Genomic DNA, 21898 nt, shown 5'->3' on the forward strand with positions numbered 1-21898 from the left:
CGGCCAAGGTTCGCTGCACCGACGAACCCTGTGACCACATCAAGGAGAACCGCGATGAGCGTTAAACCCATCCCCGAGGGTTACCACGGCGTCACGCCCTACCTGGGGATTGCCCAGGCCGCCCAGGCTATCGAGTTCTACAAGAAAGCCTTCGGCGCCATCCAGACTATGCGCCTGGACATGCCCGACGGCAGCGTCGGCCATGCCGAACTGCGCATCGGCGACTACCCGATCATGCTCGCTACGCCTTGCGAGCAGGAGGCGTTCCACGATCCAGGGCAATCGCCTTCCGTCGGCCTGCACCTGTACGTCGAGGATGTCGACAAACAGTTCGCCCAGGCCATCGCCGCCGGCGCCAAGGTGGTGTCCGAGGTCAAGGACCAGTTCTACGGCGACCGCACCGGCAGCCTGAAAGATCCGTTCGGCCACCTGTGGTTTCTTGCCTCCCGCAAGGAGAACCTGAGCGAAGAGCAGGTCAAACAGCGGGCCAGGGAGATGTTCCAACAGGGATAGATGTTCTGCCTGGAGACCGCTGATCGCGGGCAAGCCTCGCTCCTACAGAAGAGCCCGCATTCCCCTGTAGGAGCGAGCTTGCTCGCGATGGTGTCCCCCGTCTTCCGCGCCGTCGGTCGCGCGGAAACATTTACTTTCATATCGTCTTTCGGGATTTACGATTCTCATTCGTCTTAATTAGATGCAGCCGGCCGCGTTGGCGAAAGCCCTGCCGCGGCCCCACTCCTCGAATCAAGACGCGTGTTCAATGTCGAAGAAGTCCCGCTCGAAAATCTGGTTTCTGGTTCATAGCTGGCTGGCGCTGCCCATCTGGTTCTTTGTGCTGATCGTCTGCGTCACCGGCACCCTGGCCGTGGTCAGCCAGGAGATCGTCTGGCTGGCCAACCCGGACATCCGCGCCAGCAAGCCTAGCGACGACGCCCAGCCGCTGAGCTACGACCAGATCGTCGCGGCCATCAAGCAGGCCGAACCCCAGACCCTGGTGGAAAGCATCAGCACCCCCGACGAAGGACATTTCGCCCTGACCGTGGAGGTCAGCTATCCCGACGGCCGCTCTGTCGCGGTCTATGTCAACCCGTACACCGGGGCGATCCAGGGCGTCAGCCCGCCGTTCAATTTCCAGGCCTTCACCCGCGCCCTGCACGGCTGGTGGCTGGTGCCCTTCACCAACGGCTACAGCTGGGGCTGGTACCTGGTGTCGCTGCTCGGCCTGCCGATGCTGGCCTCGCTGATCACGGGCCTGGTGGTCTACAAGAAGTTCTGGAAAGGCTTTCTCAAGCCGACCCTGCGCCTGCGCCACGGCGCACGGATCTTCTGGGGCGACTTCCATCGCCTGAGCGGCATCTGGTCGATCTGGTTCATCGCGGTGATCTCCATCACCGGCACCTGGTTCCTGATCCAGGCGATTCTCGGCGACAACCAGATCAGCATCTCCAGCGAACCCATCGTCCCGGTGATCGCCCGCGACAGCGTGCCGATCTCCGCCGATGGCCGCCCGGCGCCGATGATCGGGGTCGATGAAGCCATCCGCATTGCCACCCAGAAAATCCCGGGCTTCGAGGTCGGTTTCGTCAGCCTGCCGAGCAACGCCTACAGCCATCTGTTCATCGGCGGTCGCGGCTGGTACCCGCTGATGTACCAGACCGCCAACCTCAACCCGTACAACGGTGCCGTGGATACCGCACACCTGCTGTCCCACCGCACGCCGCTGGAGTTCGTCACCGAGTCTATGCGCCCGCTGCACACCGGGGATTTCGGCGGGATCTGGATCAAGCTGATCTGGTGCTTCTTCGGCCTGCTGCTGAGCATGATGGTGCTCAGCGGCCTGCTGATCTGGACCAAACGCACCGCCCTGGCCACCGCCGCGGCGCTCAAACGCAGTAACAAGGCCCCTCGCCCCAGCGCCGCCACGCGCCCGGTGGCGGCCCTGCACACCGACACGCCGGAGGGCAACCTGTGAGCAAGACCGATACCGCAACGCCGGCTTCGCCCCTGGGCCGACTCTGGCACAAATGGCGCTTCCACCTGAACATCCTGCTGTTGCTGATCCCCCTGGGCTTCATGCCCAAGTACTTTGCCGACGCGGCACTGTTCCGCGGCGACAGCGGCCTGGGCGAGCGCGAGATCGGCGAGATCCAGGTCGGCCCCTGGAGCCTGCGCCTGGCCGAGTTGCGCAACGAGCCGCCGCAGCTGCAAGGCCCGGCCGGCTACCTGAAAGGCTTCAATGCCGCGCTGTGCGACACCTGCATCGACCGGGTCAAGGCCACCTACCTGCGCATCGGCAAGCCCCGCAGCCTGCGCGCCGCCGGGGTGATCTTCTTCGGCAGCCCGTACCGCATGGGGGCCAGCCTGCCCGTTCCGGAAAAGACCAAGGCCGACGCCGAGCTGTGGATCACCCTGGAAGGCTGGGACGGCAGCATGCACCAGGCGGCCATCCCCCTGGGCCAGGCCTCCCCGGCCACCCTCGCCTGGCTGAACCAACAAGGAAGCAAACCATGATCGCTCTACCCATCGCCCGCCGGCTCGGTGCCGGCGCGCTATTGCTCGCCGGCGCGGTATTCAGCGGCAGCGTCCTGGCCCACAACCCGATGTGCGAGTGCAAGCAGATCGACGGCGAGCAGATCCGCTGCACCGGCGGCTTTTCCGACGGCAGCGGCGCCCCGGGGGTGACCCTGGACGTGGTCGGCTACGACGAAACCATCCTGCTGCCCGGCAAACTGGGCGCCGACTCGACCCTGACCTTCAAGAAACCCGACGCCGAGTTCTACGTGCTGTTCGACGCCGGCCCCGGCCATGTGGTCGAGATCGACCAAGCCGACATCGAGGCCCCATGAGCACCTCCACCACCCAAGTCGTGCGCCCGGCCGGCGCCGGCCATGAAACCCTCTACGTCCTGCTGCTGTGCCTGCTGATCCTCGCCGTGGCCGGCTCCACGGTGCTCTGGCGTGGCGAAACCCGCGAGGTGGCCAGCGTCGCCAGCCATCAACTGGACGCCCGCCGCGACCTGACCGCCGGCGAACAAGGCCTCTACGCCGACCTGCGGGTGACCCTCGACGAAATCCGTCTGCTGCGCGAAGAAGCCCAAACCCTACCGACGCCCGAGCAGTTGGCCGAGGAAGGCTTCGCGCCCTTTGCCCAGGACGCCAGTTCGGTGAGCCGCGGCGGGCATGTCTGGCAACTGCGCCAGCAGGCCTATATCGGCCTGAGCCAGAACAACGAAGTGGCCGGTTCACTGCTGATGCGCATCGCCGAAGACCCGGCCGCCGCGCCGGACGTCTGGCTCAACCGCGCCCCGTCCCTTGCCGCCCCCGAAGACCTCAGCGACGCCGCCCTGGCCAGCGCCGGCTGGCAGCAGGTGGTCGCGCAATTCGATGCCGGAGTGACCCGCCAGCATCGCCACTGAACCCACGCCTTCACCCGAGAGAAGACCGCTAGCCCATGCCTATTCCATCGCAACGCCGCCCGTTCCTGCGGGTGCTGCTGGTCAGCCTGTTCGCCCTGCTGCTCAGCCCTCTCGCCACGGCCGACCAGGCCAAGCGCCTGCGGATCGGCATCACCCTGCACCCTTATTACAGCTACGTGGCCAACATAGTCGGCGACAAGGCCGAGGTGGTGCCGCTGATTCCCGCCGGCTTCAACCCCCACGCCTATGAACCCCGCGCCGAAGACATCAAGCGCATCGGCACCCTGGACGTGATCGTGCTCAACGGCGTCGGCCACGACGACTTCGCCGACCGCATGATCGAGGCCAGCGAACGCCCGGACATCCCGGTGATCGAAGCCAACCAGAACGTGCCGCTGCTGGCGGCCACCGGCATCGCCGCCCGCGGCGCCGGCAAGGTGGTCAACCCGCACACCTTCCTGTCCATCAGCGCCTCCATCGCCCAGGTCAACAACATCGCCCGCGAGTTGGGCAAGCTGGACCCGGCCAACGCCAAGACCTACACCCAGAACGCCCGCGCCTACGGCAAGCGCCTGCGGCAGATGCGCGCCGATGCCCTGGCCAAGCTGACCCAGGCGCCCAACGCCGACCTGCGGGTGGCCACGGTGCATGCCGCCTACGATTACCTGCTGCGCGAATTCGGCCTGGAAGTCACCGCCGTGGTCGAACCGGCCCATGGCATCGAGCCCAGCCCAAGCCAGCTGAAAAAGACCATCGACCAACTGCGCGAGCTGGACGTCAAGGTGATCTTTTCCGAGCTGGATTTCCCCTCCACCTACGTCGACACCATCCAGCGCGAGTCCGGGGTCAGGCTGTACCCGCTGTCGCACATTTCCTATGGCGACTACAGCGCCGAGAAGTACGAGAAGGAAATGAAAGGCAACCTCGACACCGTGGTCCGGGCGATCCAGGAGGCCGGCGCATGACCGCTCTGCACACCCTGGCCCGCGGCCCGGCCATCGAGTTCGACCAGATCGCCCTGACCCTGGGCCGCACCACCATCCTCGACAACGTCAGTTTCAAGGTGCAGCCCGGCACCGTGCATGCCCTGGTCGGCCCCAACGGCGGCGGCAAGAGCTCGCTGATCAAGACCCTGCTCGGGCAAATGCCCCACCAGGGCCGGCTGAGCCTGCACTGGCCGGGGGAGACCGGGGTGATCGGCTATGTGCCGCAAGCCCTGGAATTCGACCGCGGCCTGCCGATGACCGTCGACGACTTCATGGCCGCCATGTGCCAGCGCCGCCCGGCCTTCCTCGGCCTCAGCCGGCATTACGCCGCGGCCATCGGCGAAGCCCTGGAGCGGGTCGGCATGCAGGACAAACGCAAACGGCGCATGGGCGCGCTATCCGGCGGCGAACGCCAGCGGGTGCTGCTGGCCCAGGGCCTGATCCCGGCGCCGCAGTTGCTGGTGCTGGACGAACCCATGTCGGCCCTCGATGAAGCCGGCATCCAGGTGTTCGAGCGCCTGCTCGGCGACTGGCGCCAGGCCGGCATCACCCTGCTGTGGATCGAACACGACCTGGAAGCGGTCGGGCGCCTGGCGGACCGGGTCACCGGCCTGCAACGCCGGGTGCTGTTCGACGCGCACCCGCAGCAGGCCCTGACCCCGGAACGCCTGCTGAGCCTGTTTTCCACCCACCCGCGCACCGCGGAGCTTGCCAGCGGGAGTGCTGCCTGATGAGTTACGAAGCCTTTCGTCTGATGGTCCAGGGCTGGGCCTCTTCCGGTTACCTGCCGGAGGCCCTGGCCTACGGATTCGTGGTCAACGCCCTGCTGGCCGGGCTGCTGATCGGCCCGGTGCTGGGCGGCCTGGGCACCCTGGTGGTGGTCAAGCGCTTCGCCTTCTTCTCCGAAGCGGTGGGCCACGCGGCACTGACCGGGGTCGCCATCGGCATCCTGCTCGGCGAGCCCTACACCGGCCCCTACGGCAGCCTGTTCGGCTACTGCCTGCTGTTCGGCATCCTGCTCAACTACCTGCGCAACCGCACCGGCCTGGCCCCGGACACCCTGATCGGGGTGTTCCTGTCGGTGTCCCTGGCCCTGGGTGCCAGCCTGCTATTGATCCTCGCCGGCAAGATCAACGTGCACATCCTGGAAAACGTGCTGTTCGGTTCGGTGCTCACGGTCAACGGCAACGACCTGCTGGTGCTGCTGATCGTCGGCGCCCTGGTGCTGGGCCTGAGCCTGCCGCTGTACAACCGCATCATGCTGGCCAGCTTCAACCCGCAACTGGCGGCGGTGCGCGGGGTCGCGGTGAAGGCCCTGGACTACCTGTTCGTGATCCTGGTGACCCTGATCACCGTGGCCGCGGTGAAGGTCATAGGTGCGATCCTGGTGGGCGCCCTGCTGGTGATTCCGGCGGCGGCCGCGCGCCTGTTGAGCCAGTCGCTCAAGGGCTTTTTCTGGATCTCGGTACTGATCGCCACCCTCAGCACCCTGTGCGGCATCCTGCTGCCGATCCTCTTCGACCTGCCGGTGCCGTCGGGCGCCGCGATCATCCTGGTGGCCGGTGTCGCCTTCGCCCTGGCCGCCATTGCCCGCGGCATCGTCCCCAGCCTCAAAGGGAATATCGGATAAATGCACAGTTCACTTCGTCATCTGACGCTTGCCCTGGCCCTCAGCGGGCTGATCAGTACGCCGGCACTGGCCGAACGCGACCACTTCGAACCCATGCGCATGCTGGCCTCCAGCGGCATGGGCAACACCGCGCTGCACAGCGCCACAGCGAACAAGCCGCTGACGGTCCTGGCCTCCCTGCCGGTGACCTTCGGCCTCGGCCAACTGCTGCTGCAAGGCACCGATGTGCAGCTCGAACGCGCCGCCCCGGACAACCTGCCGGGCTCGCGCCAGACCGCCTATTTCACCGGGCGCGGCGCCCCGGCGCTGCACCAGCTGGCCCTCGACGCCGACGCAGTGATCGGCCTGCGCTCGATCTGGCCGGACGACCCGCTCTACCCTCATGCGCGGCGCAGCAATATCCGCATCGTCGAAGTCGATGCAGCGCGCCCGGTGGACGGCGCCCTGCCCGGGGTGGCCCTGCAACCCGGCAAAAGCGACGGCCTGAACAGCCAACCGTGGCTGTCTAGCAACAACCTTGGGCGCATGGCCGATGTGCTGGCCGCCGACCTGGTGCGCCTGGCCCCCGCCGCCAAGCCGAAGATCGAGGCCAACCTGGCCGGCCTCAAGCAGCGCCTGCTCAAGCTCAGCGCCGACGCCGAGGCGCAACTGGCCAATGCCGACAACCTCAGCGTCGTCAGCCTCAGCGATCACTTCGCCTACCTGATCGGCGGGCTCAACCTGGAACTGCTGGAAACTGACGCCCGCGCCGACAACGAATGGACGCCCGAAGCCCTGCAACAGCTGCAAGCCAGGCTCAAGGACAATGACGTGGCGCTGGTGCTGCACCATCGCCAGCCGAGCGATGCGCTCAAGGCCGCCATCGCCGCCGCCGGCAGCCAGCTGCTGGTGCTGCAGACCGACAGCGCCGACCCGCTGGCGGAGCTGGAGAACAACATCAAGCAGGTCAACGCGGCGCTGAACGCCAAGTCCTGAGTGGTACCGGCATTGCGGCCCTGGCGATCCCTGTAGCCGCTGCCGCAGGCTGCGATCGGGGCGCAGCCCCGTAAACCTGCACACCGGATCTACCTGAAATCCGCGTCGCCTGATTGGCGGCCGCTTCGCGGCCGTACGCAGCCTCGCTATCGCTCGGCAGCGGCTACAGGGCTTGCCTTGTGCTTACAAATTCCCTCAAGAATCCCCCGCCGCGCCGGTGCTAGCCTGCTGCTCCCATCGAACGGACAGGAAGCCCCGCCATGAGTGACTACCTCAAGCTCAACCAGGCCAACTGGGACGAGCGCGCGCCGCTGCACGCGGCCTCGCCGGACTATCAGGCGCAGATGTTCGTCGACGACCCGCGGCACCTGTCCGAGGTGGTGCGCTTCGACCTGCCGCTGCTGGGGGATATCGGCGGCCTGCGCGGCGTGCATCTGCAATGCCATATCGGCACCGACACCCTGTCGCTGGCGCGCCTCGGCGCCCATATGACCGGGCTGGATTTCTCCCCCGCCTCCCTGACCGAGGCCCGCGCCCTGGCGGCGCGCACCGGGACCGCCATCGAGTACGTCGAGTCCGACGTCTACAAGGCCAGCGAGGCATTGCCCAAAGGCGCGTTCGACCTGGTCTACACCGGCATCGGCGCCCTGTGCTGGCTGCCCAGCGTCGACACCTGGGCACGCAATGTCAGCGCCCTGCTCAAGCCCGGCGGCCGGCTGTTCATCCGCGAAGGCCACCCGATGCTCTGGGCCGTGGACGAACGCCGCGAGGATGGGCTGTTGTTGGCGCTGCCCTACTTCGAGCACCGCGAACCGCTGGTCTGGGACGACGAGCACAGCTATGTCGAAACCACGGCGCCGCTCAAGGCCACAGTCACCCATTCGTGGAACCACGGCCTGGGGGAAATCGTCAGCGCCCTGCTCAAATACGGCCTGGAGATCCGCGGCCTGGTGGAACACCAGAGCATCCCCTGGGAAGCCCTGCCCGGGCAGATGCACTGCGACGAGTCGGGCGAATGGCACCTCAAGGAAGGCCCCCTGCGCCTGCCACTGAGCTACACCCTGCAAGCGGTCAAACGCTAAACCTCGGGCCCACAAAAAAGCCCGCTGGACCACAATCCAGCGGGCTTTTTTACATTCCCCACATCCACCGCCTGTAGCCGCTGCCGAGCCCCGGCGAGGCTGCGATCGGACGCGCAGCGGCCGCAACGGGGGCACCCCGTTTAGTCAGACCCAACGCATACTCAGGTTTTGCGACTGCTGCGCAGTCGATCGCAGCCTTGCCAAGGCTCGACAGCGGCTACAGGGATCGGGGGGGTCAGTTGGCAGCAGCGGCATCCATCTTCTGGCGCAGGCTCAGCGGGCGCATGTCAGTCCACACCTCTTCGATGTAGGCCAGGCAGTCCTTTTTCAGGCCGCTCTTGCCCACGGTGCGCCAGCCTTGCGGCACGGCCTTGTAGTCCGGCCAGATCGAATACTGTTCCTCATGGTTGACCACTACCTGAAAGAGGATGTCCTCGCGGTCGAATACTGACGTCATTGCTTGTCTCCATCGCTGTAAGGCTCGCTGCGCCGAGCGCGCAGCGGTTGTGAATAAGGAACGTTCAGGCCCCGGGGAAAATTAGAGGCTGGCCACCGCGGCGGCCAACGCCTTGCTGAAAATCTCCGCCACCTGGTCGATTTCCCCGGCGGTGATCACCAGCGGCGGCAGGAACCGCACCACGCTGCCGTGGCGCCCGCCCATTTCCAGGATCAGCCCGCGCTTGAGGCATTCGCGCTGCACCAGCGGCGCCAGGCGACTGAACTGCGGCGGGTGGCCCAGGGCGTCTTTTTCGCCGCTCGGGTCCACCAGCTCCACCCCAAGCATCAGACCGCGACCGCGGATATCACCCATCTGCGGGAAATCACGCTGCAGAATCCGCAAATGCTCGCTCAGGCGCTCGCCCATGGCCGCGGCATGCTCGGCCACCTTGTGCTCCTTGAGGTAGCGCATCACCGCGGAACCGGTGGCCATGGCCATCTGATTGCCGCGGAAGGTGCCGGCATGGGCCCCCGGCAGCCAGGTGTCGAGCCAGTCGCGGTAGACCACCACCGCCATCGGCAGGCTGCCGCCGATGGCCTTGGACATCACCACCACATCCGGAATGATTCCGGCGTGCTCGAAGGAGAACATCTTGCCGGTACGGCCGAAACCGCTCTGGATCTCGTCGACGATCAAGGCCACGCCGGCCTTCTCGGTGATCCGCCGCAGACCGCGCAGCCAGTCGAGGTCGGCGGGAATCACCCCGCCCTCGCCCTGCACTGCTTCGACGATGATCGCCGCCGGCAATTGCACGCCAGCTTCCGGGTCGCTCAGCAGGTTTTCCAGGTAGCTCAGGTTGGCCTTCACCCCGGCCGCGCCGCCCAGGCCGAACGGGCAACGGTAGTCGTAGGGGAACGGCAGGATCTGCACGCCATTGGTCAGCAACGCACCCAACGGCCGCTTCGGCCCCAGGCTGCCCATCAGGCTCAGGGCGCCCTGGGTCATGCCGTGGTAGGCGCCCTGGAACGACAGAACGGTGCTGCGGCCGGTGGCGGTGCGCGCCAGTTTCAATGCCGCTTCCACGGCGTCGGTGCCGGTGGGGCCGCAGAACTGGATTTTCGCCTCGGCGGCCAGGGCGGGCGGCAACAGGCCGAACAGGTCCTGGACGAATTGGTCCTTGACCGGGGTGGTCAGGTCCAGGGTCAGCAGTGGCAGCTCATCGGCCAGCACCTGCTGGATGGCCTCGATCACCACCGGGTGGTTGTGGCCCAGGGCCAGGGTCCCGGCGCCGGCCAGGCAGTCGATGAAACGCCGGCCTTCGACGTCCTCGACATGGATGCCCCGCGCGCGCTTGAGCGCCAGGGGAATGCGCCGCGGGTAGCTGCGGGCATTGGATTCCTGCTGGTTCTGCCGCGCCAGCAACGGCGATTCGGTGAACTGGTAAAGCGTCTCGGCCGGCGCGGCACTGGTCCGCGCCGGCTGATCGTCGACAAGGCTGGTAGCAACTGACATCTCTCGAATCCTCACGCTGATGAGTTGAGCGAAACCGCACACCACACAGGTACGCAGCCGGTTCAGCGCGCACTCGCAGGTTTTCCTGTTCTGGAAACGCATCAGCGGGGGGAGGATTTACACCCATGCAGAGGTTTATTGCGTGGGGGATTCAAGATTTTTCGCGAGCAAGTCGGATCGCCGCCCGCTCGCTCCTACAGAAGAACGCGTTCCTCAGTGGGAGCGAGGCTTGCCCGCGATAAGGCCGTCAGGCCGATTGCAACGGCATGGTCAACTCGACCCGCAGCCCATCGGGCCGGCTGTCGAAATGCAGCACGCAGCCGCAGCGCTGGACAATCGCCTGGACGATGGCCAGGCCCAGGCCGCAGCCGGTGCTCTGGCCGTTGCGCCAGAAACGCTGGGTCAGGTGCTGCAGGTCGTCCTCGGGGATGCCGCTGCCGTGGTCGCGCACCTGGAAGCGCACGCGATTGCCGATGGTTTCCAGGTTCAGGTCCACCGGCGCATCGCTCGGGGTGTGGCGCAGGGCGTTGTCCAGCAGGTTGCGCAGCGCGGCGATGGCCAGCACCGAAGGCATTTCCAGCGGCGCCGCCGACACCCGCTCGTCGATATGCAGGCGGACCCGCTGCCGGGCGCCGCTGGCCGCATCGTGGATCGCGGTCTGCGCCACCTGCTCGGCGCTGCATTGCACGCCGTCCTCGAACGACAGGCTACCCTCGACCCGCGCCAGCAACAGCAACTGCTCCAGGGTCCGGTGCAGGCGGTCGGCGCCCTCTTCGGCCCGCGCCAGGGACTGGTCCCGGGCCGCGCCCTCGGTCATGCGCGCCACCTGCAGGTGAGTCTTGATCGCCGTCAGCGGGCTGCGCAGTTCATGGGCCGCGTCGCCGGTCAGGCGGCGCTCGCGCTCGATGGTCTTGCCGATACGCTGGAACAGCTGGTTCTGGGTTTCCAAGAGCGGCCGCAGCTCGCTGGGTAGCGGGTGGATCTGCAATGGTTCCAGGGAATCGGCGCTGCGCCGCATCAGGGCATCGCGCATGCGGTTCAGCGGCGCCAGGCCCTGGCCCATCCCCAGCCACAACAGCCACAGGCACGCCAGCAGCGCCACGCCCACCGGCACCGAAGCCGCCAGCAGCACCGACAGGTTCAGCGCTTCGCGCTCGACCTGACGGTCGGCGGTGGTAATGCGCAGATCGCCCCGGGCCAGGGTGAAACTGCGCCAGCGCACGCCATCGATCATCTGGTCGTGAAAGCCCAGGCGTTCGGCTTCGAGCTTTTCGTCGGGGTGGTTATGGCTGCGGGCCAGGATCTCGCCGCGCAGGGAACTGACCTGGCAGGCCATGCCCCCGGGAATGTTCAGTTGCTCGGCGCTGAAATGGGTGCCCTCGCCCTTGCTCGGCAACGCCGGCAATTGCTCCAGCAGGCCGGCGACCATGCGCGCCGACGCCACCAGGCGCTGGTCCAGGGAAAACATCATCTGGTTGCGCAAGTCGCTGAACATCCAGGCCGACGCCAGCGCCCAGATCAGCACGAACGCCGCGCCGATGGTCAGGCTCAGGCGCAAACGCAGGCTCATCACTTAGCCCTCCTCCCCGCCGTCCGCCGGCCCCAGGCGATAGCCCAGGCCGCGCACGGTCTCGACGATGCCGTTGCCGAGCTTGCGCCGCAGGTGGTGGATATGGACGTTGAGGGCGTTGCTTTCCAGCTCGTCGTTGAAGCCGTAGACGCTGTCCTTGAGCTGCTCGCTGGACAGCACCCGGCCGCGGTTGTGCAGCAGCGCCTGGAGCAGCGACTGCTCGCGCCGCGACAGGTCCACCGGCTGGCCGCCGAGCAGGGTTTCCCGAGTGCTCGGGTCGTAGGTCAGGCGGCCGTGCTCGATCAGGTTGACGCTACGCCCCGCCACCCGCCGCAGCAGGGTGTGCAGGCGTGCCGCCAGTTCGCGCAGGTCGAAGGGCTTGAGCAGGTAATCGTCGGCACCGGCCTGCAGGCCGTCGACCCGGTCGGTGACCGAGTCCCGCGCGGTGAGAATCAGCACCGGGATCTCCAGGCCGTTGTGGCGCTGCTGCTTGAGCAGTTTCAGGCCGTCTTCGTCGGGCAGGCCGAGGTCGAGCACCATCACGTCGAACTGGGCCACGCCGAGCATGGCCCGCGCCGCCGAGGCGGTCGCCACGTGCTCGACCGTCAGGCCCTGGGCCGTGAGGCCGGCCACGATCCCGCTGGCGATCAGTTCATCATCTTCACAGACCAGTACGTGCATGGTGAAACCTGTAGAAAAGGGGGCATTAAAACTATCGTCGATTAAGCCGACATTATGCCTGCACCGCCAGTGCCACAAGGCGTGCAGGGTTAATCATCGGTTAATCGACATCGGCCATTGTGCGGTCACTTGCACCGGTTTAAGGCTTTTCCATGCATCGTCTGTTCATCTTCCTGTTCATGCTGCTGTCGGGCCTGGCCCAGGCGGGCACCAACCCGTTCGAGGTCAAACCCGACTTTCTCCCGGTCGGCAAAGCCTTCGTCTTCACCTCCGAACGCCTGGCGTCGGGGGAAACCCAGCTGTTCTGGCAGATCGCCGACGGCTATTACCTGTATCAGCAGCGCCTGCAATTCAACGGCCTGGCGGACGCGCAGAAACCGGCGCTGCCCGAAGGTGAGGCCCACAGCGACGAATTCTTCGGGGCCCAGCAGGTGTATCGCCAGGGCCTGGAACTGAAAGTCCCCGCGGGCGCCACCGGCAAGGTCAAGGTCGGCTGGCAGGGCTGCGCCGATGCCGGCCTGTGCTACCCGCCGCAATCGTTGGAAGTGGACCTGGGCGGCAGCCCGGCCGCCGCCGGCAATACCGCCACTACCACCAACGCCAGCACCGAAGCCACTGACCAGGCCTTGGCCAGCGGCCTGCAACAGCGGGCCCTGGGCTGGAGCCTGCTGGTGTTCTTCGGCCTCGGCCTGTTGCTGGCCTTCGCCCCCTGCTCGCTGCCGATGCTGCCGATCCTCGCCGGCCTGGTGGTGGGCAGCGGCGCCAGCCCGCGTCGCGGCTTGGCCGTGGCCGGCAGCTATGTCATCTGTATGGCCCTGGTCTATGCCTCCATGGGCGTGCTCGCCGCGCTGCTGGGCGCCAACCTCCAGGCGCTGTTGCAAACGCCCTGGCTGCTGGGCAGCTTCGCCGCAGTGTTCGTGCTCCTGTCCCTGCCGATGTTCGGCTTCTTCGAGCTGCAACTGCCGGCAGCCCTGCGCGATCGCCTGGAAAATGCCAGCCGCTCGCGCCGCGGCGGCAGCCTGGTGGGCGCCGGGGTGCTCGGCGCCCTGTCCGGCCTGCTGGTGGGCCCGTGCATGACCGCGCCCCTGGCCGGCGCCCTGCTGTATATCGCCCAGAGCGGCAACGCCCTGCACGGCGGCTTGATCCTGTTCGTCATGGGCCTGGGCATCGGCCTGCCGCTGTTGCTGCTGGTGACCCTGGGCAACCGCTTCCTGCCCAAACCCGGCCCGTGGATGAACCTGCTCAAGGGCCTGTTCGGCTTCCTGTTCCTCGGCACCGCCATCGTGCTGCTGCGCCCGGTGCTCGACGAGTCGCTGTGGATCGGTCTGTGGGGCGCCCTGGCGCTGGTCCTGGCCTACACCGCCTGGCAGCAGATGCGCGCCGCTGGGCGCGCCGGGCACCTGTTCGGCGCCGGCTCGGTGGTGTTCGGCCTGTGGGGCAGCCTGCTGCTGGTGGGCGCCGCCGGCGGCAGCGACGACCTGTGGCGGCCGCTGAAGGTCTACAGCGGCGGTACCGCCGTGGCGCCGCTCAGCGCCCACGACGCCTTCACCACCGTCAAGGACCCGGCCGCCCTGCAAGACGCCCTCGACGCGGCCAAGGCCCAGGGCCAGTGGGTACTGCTGGACTACTACGCCGACTGGTGCGTGTCGTGCAAGATCATGGAGAAACAGGTGTTCGGCAACGCCCGGGTCCTCGACGAGCTGAAAGAAGTGCGCCTGCTGCGCCTGGACGTAACCGCCGACAACGCCGCCAGCCGCGAACTGCTCAATCGGTATAAAGTGCCGGGGCCGCCGAGCCTGCTGTGGATCGGCCCGGACGGCGAAGAACGACGCAGCCAGCGGATTACCGGCGAGGTAGACGCCGCTGGCTTCCTGCAACGCTGGACCGCCACCCGAGAAGCCCGTTGATGCTGACCTTTACCATCGGCACCTTTGCCATCGCGCTCAACCACCTGCTGCTGATCGGCGCCCTGGCGCTGGCCACCTTTATCGGCTGGCGGATCGCCAAGCGCGGCGGCGAGAACCCGGAATCGGTGCTGTTCGGCCTGTTCCTGCTGGGCATGCTCGCGGCGCGCATCGGTTTCGTGGTCGCCTACTGGAAGCATTACCGCGACGATCTGTGGCAAGTGGTCGACCTGCGCGACGGCGGCTTCCTCGCCTGGCCCGGGGTGATCGTCCTGTTGCTGGCCGCCCTCGCCTGGGGCTGGCGCCGCCCGGCACTGCGCCAGCCGCTGGGCGCCGGGGTCGGCAGCGGCCTGGCGTTCTGGCTGCTGGCGACGCTGTCCCTGGGCATCTTCGAGCAAGGCACGCGGTTGCCGGAGATCGACCTGCGCAACGCCGACGGCGCCACCGTGCAACTGACCAGCTACCAGGGCAAACCCCTGGTGATCAACCTCTGGGCCACTTGGTGCCCGCCGTGTCGCCGGGAAATGCCGGTGCTGGAAAAAGCCCAGCAGCAACGCCCGGACCTGACCTTCCTGTTCGTCAATCAGGCCGAAAGCATGCAGAGCGTCACGACCTTCCTGGCCACCCAGGACCTGACCCTGAACAACGTGCTGTTCGACGGCAGCGGCCGCCTGGGCCAGGCCGTGGGCTCCATGGCGCTGCCGACTACGCTGTTCTACAGCGCCGACGGGCGCATGCTGGGCAGCCACCTCGGCGAGTTGTCCGAGGCCAGCCTGGCCCGCGCCCTGGAATATTTCGACCGACCGCATTCGACCTCGGCCACGCCGGCCGCCCCAGCAAGGAAACTGCCATGCCCTTCATCCGCCACCTGCTGAGCCTGTCCCTGGGCGCGGCCCTGCTCCAGGCGCCACTGCTGCACGCCGAAGAACTGCCCCAAGCGATCAAGAACATCGAAGCCAAGGGTGCCAAGATCGTCGGCAGCTTCGATGCCCCGGACGGCCTCAAGGGTTATGCCGCGCAGTACCAGAACCGCGGCATGGCCCTGTACCTGACCCCGGATGGCAAGCACGTGCTGCTGGGCAACCTGTACGACGCCGACGGCAAGGACCTGAGCGCCGAGCCGCTGCAAAAACTGGTCTACGCGCCGATGGCCAAGGAAGTCTGGGCGAAGATGGAAAAGAGCCACTGGATCGCCGACGGCAAGGCCGACGCCCCGCGGGTGGTCTACCTGTTCAGCGACCCCAACTGCCCGTACTGCAACATGTTCTGGGAACAGGCGCGGCCCTGGGTCAATGCCGGCAAGGTGCAGCTGCGGCACATCATGGTCGGCATCATCCGCGAAGACAGCCCGGGCAAATCCGCCGCCCTGCTGGCCGCCAAGGACCCGCAGAAGGCCCTGCAGGACCACGAAAAAGCCGGCAAGGGCAGCAGCCTCAAGCCCCTGGACAAGATCCCCGCCGAGGTCCAGGCCAAGCTCGACGCCAACATGGCGCTGATGGACGAACTGGAGCTGTCCGCCACCCCGGCGATCTTCTACATGGACGACAAGGGCGAGCTGCAACAGCAACAAGGCGCGCCGGCGCCGGGCAAGCTGGTGAAGATTCTCGGGCCTAAATAAATGAGATGCGCCAAGACCTGACCACTAATGGCCTTTAGCCTTACTGACAGCGTTACACTACTGCCTTTATTCACGCAGACAGGGATGTGACGTTTTGACAGCTCAAGGACAAACTAGGCTTTTAGACATTCTCGACTACTGGCATAAGGTGGAATTCTTTTTACCTTATGCCCTTGAGAAATATGTCGAGGACTTCAAAGACTGGGAGACGCGCTGGCTCACCCAGAAAGATCTCCAGCAGAGCAAGAACAGTCACTGGCGCAATTTTTCCATACCTGACGATCTTCAAGTCAAAGGCTTCAATCTCTATATCGGGGTTTTTGATGCCTCCGTCATTGCTGCTCTTTGCGAACCGCATCTGGCCGCTTTATCGATAGACGAGAACACCTTCTACGAAGAGCAGGAACGGGTGGAGCTTGAAGGGCTTACATGCTTTGCCAAGATCAAGCTCAATGCTCAAGCCGTCCCGCAACTTGATGCCGTGTCACTGTCAACGGCTCCCTGGGCCCTGGGGCAGACAGTGAGCAAAGGGCTTGGCGCTCTTGGCCATCAAGCCTTCGAGGACGCCAAGGAACAGTTGATAAAACTGCTGCACAACTTCCATGGAGAGCGTCAGCAAAACGATGACCCAGCCTTGATGGCTGAGGAAGTCATGCATTTGCATCAACTGTTGTGCAACTGGGCCAGCTTTACGCCTGAGCAGGGCAGCGGTACCCCACTTGCGTTACTTCAAGTTCTGACTCAGCCCAAGGTCGAGAAACCACTCACGCAACCCTCTGCGACACAGACAACGGAAGTCGAGGACGAAGAAGAACCCGATACCGAGATCGACATACTCAACAGCTTTTTCATAAAAGACATCGAGCGTGCAATCGCCAGCCTGCAGCGCGGAGAACAACCGCTCCCTTTGCTTCAGTACCTGAGTGAAGCCGATCCGAGCAAAAGAATTGACCTGTATACCGATAATGGCCGCACGGCCATTTACCAGGCCCTGCAACCGCAATGCATAAACCCTGGGCATTGGCCGGATGAGCCGGGCCATGCCATGAGCCTGATGCAACAGTTCGCGATCAATACGGCACTCGGCACATTGGCAAACAGCGGGATGTTCTCCGTTAACGGACCACCCGGGACGGGCAAAACGACTTTATTGCGCGACATGTTCGCCGAGAACATTGTTCGTCGAGCCCGGGTATTGGCGGGATACAGCGAGGCGGCAGACGCTTTTGTTGGCGGAAAAAAACCGCAGGTCACCTTCAAGGGCATGTCGAATCCCTACACCATCCGCGCGCTCAAACCTGAATTGACCGGCTATGAAATGGTGGTGGCCTCCTCGAACAACGCCGCCGTGGAAAATATTTCCCGAGACCTGCCCAAACGCAAATCCCTGGGAAAGTGCTGGAACAATGTGCAGTACCTGCAACCGGTCGCACATAAAATTGCCGCACAAAAAAGTGATGGCAGCATCAGCAACCTGTCCGATGAGGACAAACCCTGGGGGTTGATCTGCGCCGCACTCGGTAATAGCAACAACCGAAAGGCACTGCAGGAACGCATGTTCTTCAACCCGGTAGACTCCACCGAGCCCAATTTGCCCCTGACGATTCGGCAATGGGTGGATGGATACAAAGGCCCCAGCTTCAAGGATGCCAGCACAGCCTTCAAAAAAGCCGATGAAGATGTCAGCAAAGCACTGGAAGAACGAGCCCGTTACGCCAGCCTGCTGGAAGAAATGGCAGCTACCGATGAGCAGGCCTTCGTGCATCTGCAGCAACAGTCATTTAATCAGGCCGAACAGCTCAGCGCGTCCTCCCAGCAAGCCCTCGACCGACAGCAACAGCAACTTCAAGCATCAGCGCAACATCTGAGCAGCCTTCAGGAACTGGAGCGTCTGATAGATCGCAGCCGTCCAGCTTGGTGGAAGCGCTTGTTCAATACTCAAACAGCTAAAACCCACCGTCATGAACAACTGGAAAACGCCCGGCTTCAGCGTCTGACGCATGAAGAGATCAACCGCGCGAAAAGCCTTCTGAACAATAGCCTGAGACCGGAACTTGAAAGCGCGCAAACCGCATTACTGTTCTGTAAAAGCGAACTCGATACACGTAAAGCGCAATGGCAAAACAAGTGCCAATGCCTGGACGATTTCACCAGCAGCCTGGGCCGCCCGAATTTACCAAGTCAGCTGAGTGAGCTGGAGAACAGCAACTTCCAGATAAATGGGCTTTGGCATGATGAAGCACTCAATCGATTGCGCTCGACCTTGTTCGCCGCGGCTTTGACCCTGCATGAGGCCTGGCTTGCCGAGGTTGCGCCCTCAGGCTCGAACGGCAAGGGCTTCAGTGCCAACCTGGCAGCCATCAGCCTGTTGCTGAGTAATAAGACACCCGAGGATGAGCGACTCACACAGGTGCTCTGGCAAAGTCTGTTCATGGTGATCCCGGTGGTTTCAAGCACTTTTGCCTCCTTTGGCAACCAGTTCCGTGGGTTGGGTGCTGGCTCCTTGGGTTGGCTGTACATCGACGAGGCAGGGCAAGCCGTGCCCCAGGCTGCCGTCGGTGCATTGTGGCGAGCCCAAAGAGCCATGGTGGTGGGTGATCCCCTGCAAATCGAGCCGGTCTTCACCCTGCCGCAACGCTTGGTCAAGACACTGGGCCAACTATCGACACACACAGCGAACGAAGCCTTCGCCCCCAATCGCGTGTCGGTCCAAAGCCTGGCGGACCAAAACAATCTTTATGGCAGCGTTTTCAAGAACGATACCGACGAAGAGTTGTGGATCGGCAGCCCGTTGCGAGTCCACAGGCGCTGCATCGAACCCATGTTCAGTCTGTCGAATCAAATCGCCTACGGTAACAAGATGGTCTTTGGCCTACCCAATGCCCACGCCGAACAGGACGCCCCTGTGCACTGCTCCAGTTGCTGGATCGATATCTCTGGCAATGTCGAACACAAACAAGTTGTCCCCAATCAGATCGAGTTCATGGTCGACCTTCTCGGACAACTCTACTTGCGCGATGGAGCACTGCCACAGCTGTACGTGATCTCGCCGTTCAAAGCCGTGCGCCTGGCATTGCAAAAAGCCATACGCTCAGCTGCGTGGACCCAGCCCAACCATCGTCCGAAATTGCCCTCGGGTGAGTTGAAGCAATGGTTGAAATCCTCCATCGGCACCGTGCATACCTTCCAAGGTAAAGAACAAGACACCGTCTTCATGCTGCTGGGCGCAGACCATGATCATGCAGGAGCGGCGCAGTGGGCCGCATCCAAGCCTAACCTGTTGAACGTTGCCCTCACCCGGGCCAAACGTCGGGTCTATCTGGTGGGAGATTTTGAACTGTGGGGATCGCTACGCTATTTCGATGCGGTGAGTCGAGGCAGATTCCCGCTGAAACGAATGGGCCCCGCTTCATTTCTGGCGAAGCTGAATGCTCTGGAAGCACAAACCTCAAGTTGAATATCACCAGCGCCTCCTGAAGATATTTCGTGAGCGCGCTCGCCCCCATGGATACCTGATTGTGAAATAACTATCAGGCCCCTGTGGGGGCGAGCCCGCTCACGATGAGTTCTTCAAAAACGACTCAACGGGCTCCGCGCCCATCCAACAACGCATCCACCACCGCCCTGGCCATCTCCACGGAATGCACCATCGACCAGATCAACCCGCGCTCCAGGCCACTGCCGCGTTCGGTGATCTCGTCGCTGACCTCTTCGGCGCATTTGAGCAAGAGCGAGACATGCACCAGGGCTTCTTCGGCGGTGATGCCTTCGCGGACCTGGAACAAGGAATCCGGGTTGACGCGAACCGACGCGGTGGTTGCCAAGGAAGCAAACGGCAGCGCCTCGACAGGTTGCTCGGCCAAAGATTGGCGCAGGGCCTGGTTGGCGAGTTTCAGCTCGGGGTACCGGTAGGTGCTGGTGTCGACGGGTGGATCGGGAACAAGTTTTTTCATGGTTAGGCTCCTGGTAAATAAAGGAGCTGACACCGTTCGCTTGCACACGAATTAAGGGTGGCAGCCATACGCGGGTGTGCAAGACCGAGCTACCAGGTCACTCAGCAGATCCGAGGATCTCCCGCGCATGACCGCCATAAAGCAGCGGACATGAAAACGCTCACTCACGAATGAGCGCTTATGCATCTGGTAGCGTCGGACTTGCACATCCGTGTCACCGATTTTGCGATGACCAACGCAGGCTAGCCCCGTCCACAGGCGCACTCAAGCGAGCAGAAGTTTCTAGGAAATACCCTACAAAAGAAAGCGAATTGGCCCCCTGTAGCCGCTGCCGCAGGCTGCGATCGCCTGCGCAGCAGGCGCCAAACCTGCCCATGCGGTGTATCAGGCAAAATCCCGTCGCCTGGTTTGCGGCCGCTTCGTCGGAATGCCGCCCAGCCCGAGCGCAGCCTCGCAGGCTCGGCAGCGGCTACAGGGATCGTGGGATGACGTGGATCTTCAGTTTTCTGGAATATCGCATCGCGGGCAGGGCAAGTCGGGGGTCAACGCTCCATGGGCGCTTTGGCGAGGCTAAGCCTGATAAAGCCCAAGGCATCCTTGAACAGCTGATGCCACGCCTCGGATGGCTCGCTCATCAATGGATGCCAGAAAAACCTGAACTCATGCCCTCCGTCATCTTCAGCCTGATGTACCCAGGTCTCAGGCAGGTCCTGCGCGACATGACATTCATGGAATGCCCACAGGTGCCCCGTCACAGGTGAATGCCATGTCCCCAAAGCCCGTACCACCATGCCCTGAATCCCCGCCTCTTCGAACAACTCTCGGGCAGCAGCCATTTCAGTCGGCTCGCCGGGCTCCACGCTGCCTTTGACCAACTGCAGACCTGCCAGTGGGTGTTCAAAAGCCAGGATTTCCAGAGTTTCACCCTCTCGCAGCACTACCGGGCAGGCTTTATCTACGGTCATGTCAGCTTCTCCTTGGCTGGTAATCCGATACGAACAACGGCTCTAGTCGCGACGCTCGATGATCGCCTGCAGATTTTCGCTCGCGTCGTGCTCGTGCAGGTGCCGGGTCACTTCATCCACCCAGGTCTGATCCGATTCGATTCCCGCCCAGCTGTGGGTCGAGGCGTTGTAATAAGGGCGGTTGTCAAAGGTGTTGATCAACGCCCGGTTCAAGGTGTCGACGTCGAAGTTGGGGTTGCGCGCGCTTTGCATCATCAGCGAATCCAGCACCCGTTGCTGGTTCTCCGGGCAGGGATTGATGGCCTGGATGCGGGTGGCGCTAAGGACGACGAAGGTCGGCGGGATGTTCTCATCGAGGGCGGCTTGCAAGCGATAGTGGCCGTCGATGATCACGTAGGAGGCCAGGCCGCCGACGTGCCATAGCAGGATCGGCGGCAGGCTGCCTTCGCGGGCCTTTTTGCGCCACCACTTCAAACGCCCGGCCAGCGGGTCCACCGGGTGCAGGCCGACCAGCTTGCCGCCGCCCTGCCACCAGTCGATCCACTGCACGGTCTCAGGTTGCAGGTTGTCGAGGATGTCTTCGCCGTACAGCGACCAGTTCGGCAGGTGGCTGTGGCTACCCGTGCCGGAACTGAAGGACCAGGCCGCCAGCCCGCGCTGGTCCACGGCCCGGGCGCTGGCCGGGTTGGGCAGCAGGCCTTGGGCCAGCCAGCGGCCCGGGTAGAGAAAGTCGGCGGAACGCTCGCTCAGTTGCGAGACGAAGAAACGGCTCCAGGCCTTGATCCGCTGTTGCGGTTCCAGGGGCGCATGGCGCTCCACCTGGGCCGAATCGATGGGCGGGATCGGCAGGAACTCCAGCTGCGCCGGCACTGGGTTACGCACCAGCCAGGCGCCGCAGTAACCCTGGGCCACGGTAGCCCAGAACAGCGGCGTATCGTTGAGCATCAGCTTGATCCGGCCGTTGTGGCCGGTGAGCAAGTGCAGCGGCGGACGGCCCGACGCCGGGCGCTCCACCGTCACCCCCAGGCCGACCCACTGCCCTTGCAAGTCTTCAATGTCGTGCCAGTAAAGCTGCTCTGCCATCGTCCGTGATCCCCTTTTTACACAGGGGCGCGACTATAGCAGGGGTTGGGCGGTGGTTATGGCATCGCATCGCGGGCAAGCCTCG

21 protein-coding genes are annotated in these 21898 nt (G+C 64.3%); 14 read left to right on the plus strand and 7 right to left on the minus strand.

Annotated elements, in window-relative coordinates:
• The first annotated feature begins 54 nt into the window (after positions 1 to 54).
• The 10 genes from ACQKQA_RS08160 to ACQKQA_RS08205 all read left to right on the plus strand — a co-directional run bounded on the left by ACQKQA_RS08160 (position 55) and on the right by ACQKQA_RS08205 (position 8088).
• Positions 55 to 513 (plus strand): VOC family protein, encoded by a 459-nt coding sequence (locus ACQKQA_RS08160; protein WP_427555316.1) that lies wholly within the window; start codon positions 55 to 57, stop codon positions 511 to 513.
• Between the two features lie 247 nt (positions 514 to 760).
• On the plus strand, positions 761 to 1972 hold the full coding sequence (locus ACQKQA_RS08165; RefSeq protein ID WP_427555318.1) for a PepSY-associated TM helix domain-containing protein: 1212 nt from the start codon (positions 761 to 763) through the stop codon (positions 1970 to 1972).
• The gene (locus ACQKQA_RS08170; protein WP_427555320.1) at positions 1969 to 2511 is read left to right on the plus strand and encodes a thiamine pyrophosphate-binding protein; all 543 of its coding nucleotides are present in this window, start codon (positions 1969 to 1971) and stop codon (positions 2509 to 2511) included. The genes ACQKQA_RS08165 and ACQKQA_RS08170 overlap by 4 nt, the downstream gene beginning before the upstream one ends.
• The gene (locus ACQKQA_RS08175; RefSeq protein ID WP_427555322.1) at positions 2508 to 2846 is read left to right on the plus strand and encodes a hypothetical protein; all 339 of its coding nucleotides are present in this window, start codon (positions 2508 to 2510) and stop codon (positions 2844 to 2846) included. The genes ACQKQA_RS08170 and ACQKQA_RS08175 overlap by 4 nt, the downstream gene beginning before the upstream one ends.
• Positions 2843 to 3415: a DUF6162 family protein gene (locus tag ACQKQA_RS08180; RefSeq protein ID WP_427555324.1), complete on the plus strand. Its 573-nt coding sequence runs from the start codon at positions 2843 to 2845 to the stop codon at positions 3413 to 3415. The genes ACQKQA_RS08175 and ACQKQA_RS08180 overlap by 4 nt, the downstream gene beginning before the upstream one ends.
• A 35-nt stretch (positions 3416 to 3450) precedes the next feature.
• Positions 3451 to 4380, plus strand: a complete 930-nt coding sequence (locus ACQKQA_RS08185) for a metal ABC transporter substrate-binding protein (RefSeq protein WP_427555326.1) — start codon at positions 3451 to 3453, stop codon at positions 4378 to 4380.
• Positions 4377 to 5132: a metal ABC transporter ATP-binding protein gene (locus ACQKQA_RS08190; RefSeq protein ID WP_427555329.1), complete on the plus strand. Its 756-nt coding sequence runs from the start codon at positions 4377 to 4379 to the stop codon at positions 5130 to 5132. The genes ACQKQA_RS08185 and ACQKQA_RS08190 overlap by 4 nt, the downstream gene beginning before the upstream one ends.
• Positions 5132 to 6031 carry a metal ABC transporter permease gene (locus ACQKQA_RS08195; protein ID WP_427555331.1) on the plus strand — a complete coding sequence of 300 codons (900 nt, stop codon included), beginning with the start codon at positions 5132 to 5134 and terminating at the stop codon, positions 6029 to 6031. The genes ACQKQA_RS08190 and ACQKQA_RS08195 overlap by 1 nt, the downstream gene beginning before the upstream one ends.
• Complete coding sequence (locus tag ACQKQA_RS08200) at positions 6032 to 7006, plus strand: metal ABC transporter solute-binding protein, Zn/Mn family (protein ID WP_427555334.1); 975 nt, start codon at positions 6032 to 6034, stop codon at positions 7004 to 7006. It abuts the gene before it with no gap.
• Between the two features lie 260 nt (positions 7007 to 7266).
• A complete protein-coding gene (locus ACQKQA_RS08205) occupies positions 7267 to 8088 on the plus strand; it encodes a class I SAM-dependent methyltransferase (RefSeq protein WP_427555337.1) in 822 nt (273 codons plus the stop codon).
• 235 nt (positions 8089 to 8323) lie between these two features.
• Here the strand turns inward: ACQKQA_RS08205 and ACQKQA_RS08210 are convergent, their stop codons facing one another.
• The 4 genes from ACQKQA_RS08210 to ACQKQA_RS08225 all read right to left on the minus strand — a co-directional run bounded on the left by ACQKQA_RS08210 (position 8324) and on the right by ACQKQA_RS08225 (position 12290).
• Positions 8324 to 8545 (minus strand): MbtH family protein, encoded by a 222-nt coding sequence (locus ACQKQA_RS08210; protein ID WP_230010872.1) that lies wholly within the window; start codon positions 8543 to 8545, stop codon positions 8324 to 8326.
• Positions 8546 to 8626: 81 nt separating this feature from the next.
• The gene (locus ACQKQA_RS08215) at positions 8627 to 10039 is read right to left on the minus strand and encodes an aspartate aminotransferase family protein (protein ID WP_427555341.1); all 1413 of its coding nucleotides are present in this window, start codon (positions 10037 to 10039) and stop codon (positions 8627 to 8629) included.
• Positions 10040 to 10286: 247 nt separating this feature from the next.
• Positions 10287 to 11609: an ATP-binding protein gene (locus ACQKQA_RS08220; RefSeq protein ID WP_427555344.1), complete on the minus strand. Its 1323-nt coding sequence runs from the start codon at positions 11607 to 11609 to the stop codon at positions 10287 to 10289.
• Positions 11610 to 11612: 3 nt separating this feature from the next.
• Positions 11613 to 12290, minus strand: coding sequence for a response regulator (locus ACQKQA_RS08225; protein WP_427555347.1), 678 nt, complete (start codon positions 12288 to 12290; stop codon positions 11613 to 11615).
• Between the two features lie 152 nt (positions 12291 to 12442).
• On the opposite strand from ACQKQA_RS08225, the gene dsbD reads away from it, so the two are divergent.
• The 4 genes from dsbD to ACQKQA_RS08245 all read left to right on the plus strand — a co-directional run bounded on the left by dsbD (position 12443) and on the right by ACQKQA_RS08245 (position 19269).
• On the plus strand, positions 12443 to 14197 hold the full coding sequence (gene dsbD / locus ACQKQA_RS08230; RefSeq protein WP_427555350.1) for a protein-disulfide reductase DsbD: 1755 nt from the start codon (positions 12443 to 12445) through the stop codon (positions 14195 to 14197).
• On the plus strand, positions 14197 to 15069 hold the full coding sequence (locus tag ACQKQA_RS08235; protein ID WP_427555352.1) for a prolipoprotein diacylglyceryl transferase family protein: 873 nt from the start codon (positions 14197 to 14199) through the stop codon (positions 15067 to 15069). The genes dsbD and ACQKQA_RS08235 overlap by 1 nt, the downstream gene beginning before the upstream one ends.
• Positions 15045 to 15812 (plus strand): thiol:disulfide interchange protein DsbG, encoded by a 768-nt coding sequence (gene dsbG, locus ACQKQA_RS08240; RefSeq protein WP_427555355.1) that lies wholly within the window; start codon positions 15045 to 15047, stop codon positions 15810 to 15812. The genes ACQKQA_RS08235 and dsbG overlap by 25 nt, the downstream gene beginning before the upstream one ends.
• Before the next feature lie 94 nt (positions 15813 to 15906).
• Positions 15907 to 19269 (plus strand): AAA domain-containing protein, encoded by a 3363-nt coding sequence (locus tag ACQKQA_RS08245; protein ID WP_427555358.1) that lies wholly within the window; start codon positions 15907 to 15909, stop codon positions 19267 to 19269.
• 124 nt (positions 19270 to 19393) lie between these two features.
• On the opposite strand, the gene ACQKQA_RS08250 is transcribed toward ACQKQA_RS08245, so the two are convergent.
• The 3 genes from ACQKQA_RS08250 to ACQKQA_RS08260 all read right to left on the minus strand — a co-directional run bounded on the left by ACQKQA_RS08250 (position 19394) and on the right by ACQKQA_RS08260 (position 21813).
• A complete protein-coding gene (locus ACQKQA_RS08250) occupies positions 19394 to 19765 on the minus strand; it encodes a DUF6124 family protein (protein ID WP_427555360.1) in 372 nt (123 codons plus the stop codon).
• A 542-nt stretch (positions 19766 to 20307) separates the two neighbouring features.
• Positions 20308 to 20730 carry an NUDIX hydrolase gene (locus tag ACQKQA_RS08255; RefSeq protein WP_427555363.1) on the minus strand — a complete coding sequence of 141 codons (423 nt, stop codon included), beginning with the start codon at positions 20728 to 20730 and terminating at the stop codon, positions 20308 to 20310.
• A 42-nt stretch (positions 20731 to 20772) separates the two neighbouring features.
• Positions 20773 to 21813, minus strand: a complete 1041-nt coding sequence (locus ACQKQA_RS08260) for a hypothetical protein (RefSeq protein ID WP_427555366.1) — start codon at positions 21811 to 21813, stop codon at positions 20773 to 20775.
• Between the last annotated feature and the right edge of the window lie 85 nt (positions 21814 to 21898).

It is taken from the genome of Pseudomonas sp. NPDC089530 (assembly GCF_050280705.1).
Lineage (GTDB): Bacteria > Pseudomonadota > Gammaproteobacteria > Pseudomonadales > Pseudomonadaceae > Aquipseudomonas.